Source organism: Aeromonas cavernicola, from assembly GCF_002795305.1.
In the GTDB taxonomy this organism is placed as follows: domain Bacteria; phylum Pseudomonadota; class Gammaproteobacteria; order Enterobacterales; family Aeromonadaceae; genus Aeromonas; species Aeromonas cavernicola.
Genome location: NZ_PGGC01000059.1, coordinates 19,112 through 30,489 on the forward strand (window position 1 = coordinate 19,112; position 11,378 = coordinate 30,489).

13 protein-coding genes are annotated in these 11,378 nt (G+C 55.8%); 8 read left to right on the forward strand and 5 right to left on the reverse strand.

The window, feature by feature from the left end; all coding sequences use genetic code 11:
- The first annotated feature begins 110 nt into the window (after positions 1-110).
- Positions 111-665, forward strand: coding sequence for a GNAT family N-acetyltransferase (locus CUC53_RS06460; RefSeq protein WP_100293395.1), 555 nt, complete (start codon positions 111-113; stop codon positions 663-665).
- The gene (locus tag CUC53_RS06465) at positions 665-1,216 is read left to right on the forward strand and encodes a GNAT family N-acetyltransferase (RefSeq protein WP_100293396.1); all 552 of its coding nucleotides are present in this window, start codon (positions 665-667) and stop codon (positions 1,214-1,216) included. Before CUC53_RS06460 ends, CUC53_RS06465 begins: the two co-directional genes overlap by 1 nt.
- 61 nt (positions 1,217-1,277) lie before the next feature.
- Here CUC53_RS06465 and CUC53_RS06470 read toward each other — a convergent pair whose 3' ends face one another.
- The 3 genes from CUC53_RS06470 to CUC53_RS06480 all read right to left on the reverse strand — a co-directional run bounded on the left by CUC53_RS06470 (position 1,278) and on the right by CUC53_RS06480 (position 4,146).
- The gene (locus CUC53_RS06470) at positions 1,278-1,490 is read right to left on the reverse strand and encodes a hypothetical protein (RefSeq protein WP_100293427.1); all 213 of its coding nucleotides are present in this window, start codon (positions 1,488-1,490) and stop codon (positions 1,278-1,280) included.
- Positions 1,491-1,800: 310 nt separating this feature from the next.
- The gene (locus tag CUC53_RS06475) at positions 1,801-2,847 is read right to left on the reverse strand and encodes an oxidoreductase (protein WP_100293397.1); all 1,047 of its coding nucleotides are present in this window, start codon (positions 2,845-2,847) and stop codon (positions 1,801-1,803) included.
- Positions 2,848-2,982: 135 nt separating this feature from the next.
- Entirely contained in the window at positions 2,983-4,146 is a 1,164-nt protein-coding gene (locus CUC53_RS06480; RefSeq protein ID WP_167386706.1) for a multidrug effflux MFS transporter, read from the reverse strand.
- A gap of 225 nt (positions 4,147-4,371) precedes the next feature.
- Between CUC53_RS06480 and rdgB the strand changes: the two genes are divergently transcribed.
- Both rdgB and hemW read left to right on the forward strand, forming a co-directional pair.
- On the forward strand, positions 4,372-4,965 hold the full coding sequence (gene rdgB / locus CUC53_RS06485; RefSeq protein ID WP_100293398.1) for an RdgB/HAM1 family non-canonical purine NTP pyrophosphatase: 594 nt from the start codon (positions 4,372-4,374) through the stop codon (positions 4,963-4,965).
- A 62-nt stretch (positions 4,966-5,027) separates the two neighbouring features.
- Complete coding sequence (hemW, locus tag CUC53_RS06490; RefSeq protein WP_100293399.1) at positions 5,028-6,173, forward strand: radical SAM family heme chaperone HemW; 1,146 nt, start codon at positions 5,028-5,030, stop codon at positions 6,171-6,173.
- A gap of 76 nt (positions 6,174-6,249) precedes the next feature.
- Here hemW and CUC53_RS06495 read toward each other — a convergent pair whose 3' ends face one another.
- Complete coding sequence (locus tag CUC53_RS06495; protein ID WP_100293429.1) at positions 6,250-7,368, reverse strand: fatty acid desaturase; 1,119 nt, start codon at positions 7,366-7,368, stop codon at positions 6,250-6,252.
- A gap of 149 nt (positions 7,369-7,517) precedes the next feature.
- On the opposite strand from CUC53_RS06495, the gene fabR reads away from it, so the two are divergent.
- Entirely contained in the window at positions 7,518-8,138 is a 621-nt protein-coding gene (fabR, locus tag CUC53_RS06500; RefSeq protein WP_100293400.1) for an HTH-type transcriptional repressor FabR, read from the forward strand.
- 21 nt (positions 8,139-8,159) lie between these two features.
- Positions 8,160-8,531 (forward strand): DUF1422 family protein, encoded by a 372-nt coding sequence (locus CUC53_RS06505; RefSeq protein ID WP_100293401.1) that lies wholly within the window; start codon positions 8,160-8,162, stop codon positions 8,529-8,531.
- Between the two features lie 131 nt (positions 8,532-8,662).
- Here CUC53_RS06505 and CUC53_RS06510 read toward each other — a convergent pair whose 3' ends face one another.
- On the reverse strand, positions 8,663-9,418 hold the full coding sequence (locus tag CUC53_RS06510; protein WP_100293430.1) for an outer membrane protein assembly factor BamD: 756 nt from the start codon (positions 9,416-9,418) through the stop codon (positions 8,663-8,665).
- A gap of 117 nt (positions 9,419-9,535) precedes the next feature.
- Between CUC53_RS06510 and rluD the strand changes: the two genes are divergently transcribed.
- Together rluD and pgeF are read left to right on the forward strand one after the other, a co-directional pair.
- Entirely contained in the window at positions 9,536-10,516 is a 981-nt protein-coding gene (rluD, locus tag CUC53_RS06515) for a 23S rRNA pseudouridine(1911/1915/1917) synthase RluD (RefSeq protein ID WP_100293402.1), read from the forward strand.
- A 105-nt stretch (positions 10,517-10,621) separates the two neighbouring features.
- Positions 10,622-11,359, forward strand: a complete 738-nt coding sequence (gene pgeF, locus CUC53_RS06520; protein ID WP_100293403.1) for a peptidoglycan editing factor PgeF — start codon at positions 10,622-10,624, stop codon at positions 11,357-11,359.
- Positions 11,360-11,378: the final 19 nt, after the last annotated feature.

Genomic DNA, 11,378 nt, shown 5'->3' on the forward strand with positions numbered 1-11,378 from the left:
GGGGGATAAGATGCGATTACCGGCTGGCGTAGGACGCAATACAGAGTAGGCTAGCCACCACTCTGGTTTCGCTTTTTTATTATTTAACTGATGATTTAAAAGGAATTTTTATGTTTTCATGGCAACTGAATGATGAGTTGGCACTGCTTTTCTTGCAACCGGATATGGCTAGCGAGTTATTTGCGCTTTGCCAAAACAATCGTGAATACCTCTGCCAATGGCTAGCTTGGCCAACGATGATCCAACAACCAGCAGATTATGTTGCGTTTATTCGCCACGCCATTGAACAGTTTGCTCGTGGTGAAGGGCTCACCACCGCCATCGAATATCAAGGGGAGTTGGTTGGCATGATTAGCTATAACCAGATCGATCAGGCCCTTAGTAAAGTGACGATGGGATACTGGTTAGCCGAGCGCTGGCAGGGCCATGGCATCATTACCCGCGCCTGCCAAGCCCTGATCCATCACGCTTTTGAGGAGATGGGCATGGAAAAGGTGGAGATCAGCGTCGCCATCGATAATGAGCCCAGCAGAGCAGTGTGCGAACGGCTCGGGATGCAGCAGGAGGGGGTAACTCGACGGGCGGGGCGGCTGGGTGCGCGGATTGTGGACCATGCCCACTACAGCCTACTGCGCGATGAGTGGCTAAGACAGAGGGACCCCTGATGACACTTCCCTATATTAAGACTCCCAGAGCCCACCTTACGTTACTGACCCCCGACAAAGCAGGGTTGATACTCGATTTTTATCAGCGCAACCGTGCTCATCTCACCCCTTGGGAGCCACTGCGGGACGCGTATTTTTACACGCTCCCGTACTGGCATGGTCGGCTGCAGGATAGTTACAGCCAATGTTTCAATGGCACCGGAATCAATCTGGTAGCACTTGATCCCGCTGGCGAGCAGGTGATCGCCATCTGCAACGCCAGCAATATCATGATGGGGATCTTCAAAGCGTGCCATCTAGGTTATGCCGTTGATCAGCACTATCAAGGACAAGGGCTGATGCAGGAGATTCTCACTGCTGTCATCAACTATCTATTTCACGAACGGGGCCTGCATCGCATCATGGCCTGCTACATGCCAACTAACCGACGCAGCGGCGTTCTTCTGGCACGGCTTGGTTTCGAGCGGGAGGGATATGCACGGGAGTACCTGCTGATCAATGGTCGCTGGGAGGATCACATCCTCACCTCGCTGATCAATCCGGCCCCCTGATCGACAGATAAAAAAACGGGCCTGACGTTATCCTCAGGCCCGTGTTTACCAACCCATTTGCTTATTTAGCGGTGGTGTCTTTCACGGCAGCTTCAACTTTCTCAGCGGTGTCAGTCGCCGCTTTTTCAACAGTCGCAGACACGTCAGTTGCGGCTTTCTCAACCGCGGCCGCCGCTTCTGCAGCCGGTGCTGCTGGCTCAGCGACTTGCTCTTCTTTTTGACCACATGCGGTCAACATCAAGCCTAGGATGCCGGCAACCAGTAACTTGTTCATGAACATGCCCTCACATAAAAATAGAGAGATGGTTGAAGTAACCACCCTGATGCGTCTGCTGCTAGCCAGTAAAATAGCCACTAGGAGCTCAAGCGCGTGCGCAATATAGCCTGATGAGGTGACCGATGAAAATAATTATCTTAGTGACGATGCCAGTGTGCATCGGACGCAATATCTACCAGAAAGCCGATTTACGGGTTAAAAAACAAAAATAACGTTTTATTTAAATATAAAACGCTAAAAAAATCCCATCGACAGCTCATTCACCGTTATTGCGCTAGGCCATTTATCCCGTACTTCGCGGCGATCACTAAGACAGCTTTTGACAAGCCAGCCGTGCCCCTTGCTGATGACTCTCACGGGCCAGATCCAGTAGCGCCATGACCGCCAACGCTTCACTCGCTGGCACAGGGTTACTCCCTTCCCCCTTGATGGCGGCGCAGACACCGCGATAGTAGGCGCCATAATCCCCCGCCTCACCCACTACGCTCTGCTGCTGCAACTGACCATCGACCATGCGGCTGAGCTGACCGGGCTCGCCATCCACGCCCCAATCCGCTGCCGGTGGCCGCTTGCCCAGTTTGAGCTGATCTTCCTGCCCATCCATACCGAATTTCACGAACGAGCCTTGGCTGCCGTGGACGATGAAACGCGGCATGGTGACCGAGACCAGACAGCTGCCATGCAGAATAACCCGCAGAGCACCGTAACCCAGCACCACGTGGAAGTAGTCGTCCGCCAGTGCGCCGGGGCGCTGCTCGGCCAGATCGGCTTGCAGCCAATCCGGCTGGCCGAACAGCTGCAACGCTTGATCCAGCAGGTGAGGGCCGAGATCGAACCAGAGGCCGGAACCTGGGCCACCGGCTTCGCGCCAACGCTGGCGCACCTCGGGGCGATAGCGATCGAAATGCGACTCGAACTGGGCGATCTGCCCCATCGCTCCTGCTGCCAACAGGCGGCGTACGGTGAGAAAATCCCCATCCCAGCGGCGGTTGTGGAAGATGCTGAGCAATCGCTGCTGTTTTTCGGCCAGCTCGACCAGTGCTTGCGCCTCGGCCAGATCCAGCGCAAACGGCTTGTCGATCACCACATGTTTGCCGGCCAACAGCGCTTGGCGAGCGAGGGGGGCATGGGTATCGTTGGGGGTGGCAATCACCAGCAGATCGACGCTGTCATCGCTCAGCACCTGTTCCAGCGAGCCAACTCGGCAGCCGGGCAGATCGGCCTGCACCTTGGCGGCATCGCGGCTCACCACCCAACTGAGGGACAAGCCCGGCGTGGTGGAGAGGAAGGGGGCATGGAAGGTCTTGCCTGCAAAGCCATAGCCCACCAGGGCTGCATTGAGAGTGTGGCGCATCGGGAGTTCTCCGCTGACATCAAGTGAATGAGGTTGCCATCGCAGGCGATCTGCCCAAGGCCATACGCTGTGAAGACGATATAAACGAGAAAGGGGCCGATGGCCCCCTGAGTGTGGCCCATCAGAGCATAGGATTTATTGCCAACACAAGCGGCGTCCGCGGCGGGTCATCAGCATCACCAGCGGTGGCAGCAGCAGCCACATATGCAACGCCAGCTGGCTGAGCGGGTCGTGCATCAGGGCACCGGTCAGGCCAACCAAGGCGCCTGCGCCGCTCATCTGAAACAGGCCAAGCAGGGCGGCGGCAGTACCGGCACAGTGGCCAAAAGGCGCTAACGCCATCCCAGCGGCAGCGCCCAAAATCATGGCAAAGCCAATGCTGGAGAGAAATACCGGCCCCATCATCGCCAATGGGTGAGGAACCTGGATCGCCAACGTCAGGGCGATGGCCGCCAGTAATAACACCACTAATCCTAGGCGCAGGGTACGTCTTGGCCCCACCTTGGCGATAAAGCGCGGCGCCATGAAACAGGCCAGAATATTAAGCGCCGCATTGGCGGTAAACCAGTGGCTAAAACCGCTCATGTCCAGTCCCAGCTTGACCATCAGCTGCACCGGAGCAGCCGTGACATAAGCGAGGATCACCGCCATCGCCAACATGCACAGGGACGCATTGAACAGGAAGCTGGGGGAGCGCAGCACCGGGCTGTAGCGGGACCAGCTGATGAGCGCGCCTTCGCTACGGGTCTCCTCTGGCCGGGTCTCCGGCATCCGCCAGATCAGCCAGCTGCCGACGATGAGCGCATAACCCGCCATAAACCAGAAGTTAGCTGACCAACCCGCCTTGGCGGTGAGCCAGCCTCCGAGCAGAGGCGCCAGCGCCGGAATAAAGCAGATGGCGCCATTGAGGTAGGAGATCATCTGACCGCTCTTTTTCGGGCCGTAACTGTCACGCACCACCGAGAAGGCGGCGACCGAGGTAGCGCAGGCGCCGAAGCCCTGCAGCACTCGCGCCAGCATCAATTCGCCGAGGCTGGCGGCAAAACCCGCCCCCAGTGCGCTCAGGCCATAAAGCAGCACGCCGCCTAGCGCGATAGGTTTGCGGCCATAGCGATCGGCCAGCGGCCCGACTAATAATTGGCCCAGCCCCATGCTGAACAAAAACCAAGTGATGGTGCCCTGCATCTGGGTCACATCGGCCCTCAGCAGCTCGGCCATCTGCGGAATAGCCGGTAAATAAATATCGATAGCCAGTGGACTGAATAACACCAGTAGCACCAACAGTAGAATCAAGGGCATCAGTCACCTCATGGCATAACACAAATTAGGAGGGACGCGAGTCTACTGGCTCATAGTAATGAATTGAAATGGTATTTAATCACTTAGGTTATTCCTAATAAGAAAGATGGTGACCATCAGGGTCCACCTAGACCACAGAGGCTGGTCCACGCTAGGACAATTGGCGCTTTGACTCCCAGGTTGCCCCGCATAGAATGCGCCAATAATGCTTACTGGAGGTGCACGATGAACAGGTTGGTACTGGCAACAGGGAATGCGAAAAAGGTGAAGGAGTTGGCCACCATGCTGGCCGACATGAAGATTGAGGTGATCCCGCAAAGTGAATTCGCGGTCAGTGATGCCGACGAAACCGGCACTACCTTTGTCGAAAATGCCATCATTAAGGCCCGCCATGCAGCCCGTATCACCGGCCTGCCCGCCGTCGCCGATGACTCTGGCCTCGAAGTCGATCTGCTGCAAGGCCGCCCCGGCGTCTACTCCGCTCGTTTTGCGAGCCAAGGCGCCACCGATCAGAGCAACATTGCTAAGCTGCTCAGCGAGTTGAAAGGGGCACCTTCAGAGCTCAAGCGGGCCCGCTTCTGGTGTGTGTTGGTGTATATGCGTCACGCCGACGATCCGACCCCGATCATTTGTCAGGCGAGCTGGGAGGGGATGATCATTGATGAGCCCCGTGGCCAGCATGGCTTTGGCTATGACCCCGTGTTCTTCGTGCCGGATCACGACTGCACCGCAGCCCAGATGCCGAGCGACCTGAAAAACCAGCTGAGCCACCGCGCCCAAGCGCTGGCTAAACTGAAAGCGGCGCTGGCAGCTCACTGAGCACCGAGCCCATATCGTCATCGTTCATGGGGCCTGCGTGCCGCCATCTTACTGGAATAACCATGCTGCAATTGCCCCCCCTCTCCCTCTATATTCATGTGCCTTGGTGTGTGCAAAAGTGCCCTTACTGTGACTTTAACTCCCATGCCCAGAAGGGGGAGTTGCCCCACCTTGCCTATGTGGCGGCCTTGCTCGAGGATCTGGAACAAGACCTGAAGTGGGTACAGGGGCGGCCGATCTCCTCGATTTTTATCGGCGGTGGCACTCCCAGTCTGTTGACGGTCGAAGCGATGCAAGCCTTGCTGGATGGGGTACGAGCCCGTATTACACTCACGGCGGATTGCGAGATCACCATGGAGGCTAACCCAGGCACAGTCGAGGCCGACAAGTTCGCTGGCTTCCAACGCGCTGGCATCAACCGTATCTCCATCGGGGTACAGAGTTTCCAGCAAGAAAAACTGACCCGCCTCGGCCGCATCCACGGCCCGCAAGAGGCGCGCAAGGCTGCCGCATTGGCCCACGCCATTGCGCTGCCGACCTTCAATTTGGATCTGATGCACGGTCTGCCGGATCAGAGTCTGGATGATGCGCTTTATGACCTACAGCAGGCCATCGACTGCGCGCCACCGCACCTCTCTTGGTATCAGCTCACCATCGAGCCGAACACGGCGTTTGCCTCCAAGCCACCCAAACTGCCGGAAGATGACACCTTGTGGGATATCTACGAGCAGGGCCACGCCATGCTGACCACCAGCGGTTATCGCCAGTACGAGATTTCGGCTTACGCCAAAGCGGGCTATCAGTGCCGCCATAACCTCAACTACTGGCGCTTTGGCGATTATCTGGGCATTGGCTGTGGTGCTCACGGTAAGGTGACCGATCTCGCTCAGCAACAGATTCTGCGCACTACCAAGGTGAAACATCCACAAGGGTATCTGGACCCGGGTCGCCCCTATCTGGACCAGCAATGGCAGGTGACGGCGGATGATCTGCCGCTCGAGTACTTTATGAATCGCTTCCGGCTGTTTGAACCGACCCCCAAGGCCGAGTTCATGGCCTATACCGGCCTGCCGCTGGAGCGGGTAGAGACGGTGCTGACGATTGCCCAGAGCAAGGAGCTGATAGAGGATTTAGGGGAGAGTTGGCAGCTCACTTCCCTAGGCCACCGCTACCTAAACGTACTTCTTGGGCTTTTTATGGATGAGTAGCGGCGGTGTTGGGCAATATGGCGGGGACCAAACCGCCTATACCGCCCTGCAACGGAACAACAACACGAGAAAAGAATCAGGCAATCCCCGCTAGTAAGCGGCTCCAACTGCGTTTACTGGCAATAAACGCATCCTGCAGCGCACGGTACTCCAGCTGTAATCTGAGTCGGTCGTAGTGAGCCAGCGCCGTGCGCTTACGCTGTTCCAGCAATCGCTTGCGGCTGGCGTAATAGTGCTGCAACTGCTGACTGAGTTTGTCGAACTCTTCCTGGAGCAACGCTTGCCACAACTCGCGATCATCTTGCTTGCGCAGACGCGCTTGCGCTCGCTTTAACTGCATTTCCAAGCGCGCGAGCTCGATTCGTTCATCAGGGCAGGCCCGTAAATCCCGCGCGAGCCCACACCAAGCCGCGGCTTTAATCAGCCATTTAGTCGGATCAAACTGCCACCAGCGGATGCCATTGCGGTAGTCATTTTCAAACAGATGATGGAAGTTGTGGTATCCCTCACCAAAGGTAAAGAACGCTAAAATGCCGTTATCTCGGGCACTGTTGCGGTCGGTAAACGGCTGGCTACCCCAGATATGGGCCAGTGAGTTGATAAAGAAGGTGGTGTGATGGGTCATCACCATCCGTAGTACGCCCGCTAGCAGTAACATGCCGAGCAGATCACCATGCAGAACTCCCAGTAGCAGCGGCAAACCAAGATTGGCAGCGAGTGTCAGCACGAGATAATGGCGATGCTGAAAGGCGACAACGGGGTTGTTTTGCAAATCGCGTACATTGCTGTAATCCCGATAGCGCTCCCCTTGATACTCCCGCAGCATCCAACCGATATGGGAATACCAGAATCCTCGCCCCGCACTATAAGGATCTTGTTCATTATCATCGACATGACGATGGTGACGGCGGTGATCTGATGACCAATGCAACGCTGAATTTTGCAGCGCCAGTGCTCCACCAGCCGCAAATAGCCACTGCAGAGCAGGGTGGGCTTTGTACGCTTTATGCGACCAAAGGCGGTGATAACCTGCGGTGATTGAAATACCGCTAAAACAGAACAACACCAAAAAACTGAGCCACTGCCACAGATCATAACCATGGGTTAGGCCATACCAGGGCACGACAACTAATGCGACCAGCCCTGATAGCGCAAATAACAAGGCATTGGTAACAATGATGGGGGGGGGAGTCATCATGACTTGCATCCTTTCAGCGAACAACTGTTAGCCATTTTCCATGGCGATCTCATCAGGGTCAATGATAAAAAAGTAGGATACAAACCTGATCCTGAGGCCCCTTCGGGTTATCATTTGGCTTCAATAAGCTGAAGGTGACTGATTTCGTGGGTATTCGCGCGCAACAAAAAGAAAAAACCCGGCGTACATTGATCGATGCTGCATTCAGCCAATTGTGTGCCAACCGGAGTTTTTCTAATCTGAGTTTACGGGAAGTGGCGCGGGAGGCGGGCATCGCTCCGACTTCGTTTTATCGTCACTTTCGTGATATGGAAGAACTCGGTCTCACTTTGGTGGATGAAGGGGGCCTCACCTTGCGCCAGCTGATGCGCCAAGCGCGCCAGCGTATTGCAGGAGGCGGCAGTGTGATCAGTACCTCGGTCCAAACCTTTATGGAGTTTGTTGAAAACAATCCCAATGTGTTCCGACTGCTACTACGAGAACGATCTGGCACCTCTGCCGCTTTCCGCCAAGCGGTGGCCAGAGAGATCCAACACTTTATTGCCGAATTAACCGATTACCTTGAAACGACCACCGGTGCGCCTCGTGAAGAGGCTTACATTCAGGCGGAAGCCGTGGTCACTATCGTCTTTCACGCTGGCGCCGATGCACTCGATATGTCCCATGAAGAGCGGCGCGCGCTGTCTCATCGCGTCATTCGCCAATTGCGGATGATAGCCATGGGTGCCGAGGTACAAAACCAGAGGCGCCGTGAACCTCACCCTTGACCTGATAGGATGAACTGCGACATGAGCCAATCACATCACATCCCCAAAAAGCCTTTGATCTTGGCACTGCTCACTGGCATTTGTGCCGATGCATCAGTGGCACTGCTCAGCCACTCGGTAGTGCCCTTTTCTTTTTTTCCGATTATTGCATTTGGCTTAGCCGCCTATCAGCTACTCCAGTATTACCGAGTTCATCCGATGTTAGGCAACACACCGATCTGCACCTTGCTCGGCTTTTTGATCGGCATTTTTGGTCACTCGTCCTTACTCAAGGTGCAGTATCCAGAGCTGGGCAGTAATTTCTTTGCCCTGATCATGACGCTATTACTGCTCGCAGCACTCTCAATCAAACTGGGCCTGAGCGTCGATAAAGTCGATAAGAAAGCCGGGTAACAACACACCACACTGCCTCCGCCTGACCTGATGACCCATTCACCATCACCTAGCGTTCAAGTCAGTGAAAACAAAAATGCCAGTCAGATTGCGCTGACTGGCATTTTTTAATCTATTTCACTGTAAATGTATTAACTACGATTGAGGCGGTTGTCAGGGTAGTTTTTAGCTAACACCTCACGCGCATGCTCAGCTAACAGCGGCATCTTAAGCGTCTCGTAAGACGAGACCATGATCTCCAGTGCAGTTTCAACCTGTGGTGTATCGGGATAGGTTTCCACGATTGCTGCGGCACGATTCGCCGCCGCCACGAGCGCATCACGCTTCACGTAATATTGCACAACATTCAGGTCGTATTGAGCCAGTCGATTTTTCAGACCAATCATGCGAGCACGGGCATCCGCCGCATACATGCTGTTCGGATAATTCTGCAACAGGGTTTTAAAGTCTTGGAAAGCCTGACGCGCATAACCTGGGTCTTTATCTTGTCGGTCAATGCCAAACAGAGCTTGGAAGAAATTGTAATCGGCCGCCATATTAGTCAGGCCACGGATATAGAACACGTAGTCAATGTTCTTATGAGCAGGATTCAGACGAATAAAACGATCAATGCTGGCGATTGCCTGCGCCGTATCATCTTGCTTGTAATAGGCATAAATGAGATCAAGCTGAACCTGATTAGAGTAAGCACCGAACGGATAACGGGTGTCTAATGCTTCCAGTAATTCGATCGCATTAACATAGTTACCAGCGTCAAGTTTGAGGCGGGCTTGCTGGTACAGAACCTCAGGCGGATCGTCCGGTACCTTGGGTTTGGTGCTGGAACAGCCAGTGATCAAGGTAGCAACCAAGGCGAGCGACATCAGCAGGTGAGACTTCTTTCTCATCAACAACATCCAGTCCATTTCCACGAAATTGGCAAAGTATCCGTTATGCTCAGCTAAAAGAAAAGCTAGAATACGCGGATTATTTCGAATTGATACCCCCCGCTCAAGAGACCATACATGAGCCAGCATATTGAACTGACAGGCGAATTTCAGGATCACCAATTCGGGCAACGACTCGATCAGGCCCTAGCTGAATTGTTTCCCGACTACTCCCGCACCCGCATCAAGGAGTGGATTTTACAGGACAGAGTGACCCTGGACGGTCAGGTTGCCAACACCCCACGCGAGAAGATTCTGGCGGGGCAGCAGGTGCATGTGGATGTAGAGCTGGAAGATGATACTCGCTGGGATGCCCAGGATATCGAGCTCAACATCGTTTATGAAGATGAACACATTCTGGTGATCGACAAACCGGCCGGTTTGGTGGTTCACCCAGGTGCGGGCACGCCGGATGGCACCATCCTCAACGCCCTGCTGCACCGCTACCCCGGTATTGCCGAGGTGCCCCGCGCCGGTATCGTGCACCGTCTGGATAAAGACACCACCGGTCTGATGGTGATAGCCAAGACAGTACCCGCCCAAACCCACTTGGTGGAAGCGTTGCAGGCACGCCAGATCACCCGTGAGTACGAAGCGATTGCCATCGGTCACATGACCGCCGGTGGCACTGTCGATGCCCCTATCGGCCGGCACCCGACCCAGCGTACCCACATGGCCGTGGTGCCCAATGGTCGTCCTTCCGTGACCCACTACCGGGTGCATGAGAAGTTTCGTGGCCACACCCGTCTGCGTCTGCGTCTTGAAACCGGCCGAACCCACCAGATCCGTGTCCACATGGCCCACATCAAACACCCGCTGGTAGGCGATCCCGCTTACGGCGGCCGCCTGCGCCCGCTGCGTAATGCAACGCCGGAGCTGACTGAGGCGCTGCGCAATTTCAACCGTCAGGCGCTGCACGCCACCATGCTGCAACTGGCTCACCCCATCACCGGTGAAGTGATGCAGTGGCACTCCCCTACCCCGCCAGACATGGTGGCGCTGATGGAGGTGCTGCGGGCTGATACCTTGGCCAACCCAGACGAGTTGGTCTGGAAATAACGACAACGCGGGCGTCACTGTATGCACGCAACAACGGGGCTCTTGACTGGTGACAGCCAAGAGCCCCGTTTACGTTTGAGAGATTGATTAAAGAAGGAGTGAGTAATGCGATGGATTGAACCCAATTGGCCAGCCCCTGCCCACGTTAAGGCATTATCAACGACTCGAGACGGCGGCGTCAGCATCGGCCCCTTTGCAGGGCTTAACCTAGGGTCCCACGTGGGAGATGCCCTCAGTCAGGTTGAGACTAACCGCACCCGCTTGCAGCAAGCCGCCCAGATCCCTAGCCCCCTCCACTGGCTCAATCAGGTGCATGGCACCGTCGTTCATCCACTCAGCAACCATGATGAGCAGGCGCCAGATGCCGATGCGGCATGTGCTCATCAAGCGCGACAAGCCTGCATCGTGATGACTGCCGACTGCCTGCCGGTACTCTTTTGTGATCGCGCAGGCTCGGTGGTAGCTGCCGCCCATGCTGGCTGGCGTGGGCTAAAAGAGGGTGTGTTGGAGGCAAGCATCGCGGCCATGGGCTGCGAGCCTAGCGAGATCCTGGCCTGGCTTGGCCCAGCCATCGGCCCCACTGCGTTTGAAGTGGGTGGCGAGGTGCGCGAGGCCTTTATGGTGGAGCAGGCAGAAGCGGCGGCTGCGTTCGTCCCTTCGCTCAATGAAGGCAAATGGCTGGCGGATATCTACCAGCTGGCGCGGTTGCGGCTGGCCCGCGCGGGGGTGAACGCCGTCTACGGCGGTGAATACTGCACCTTTAGTGACCGTGAGCAGTTCTACTCTTATCGCCGTGATGGTCAAACCGGCCGGATGGCCTCCCTCATCTGGCTGACTCGCTAAGTGCAGATCTGGATTCTCC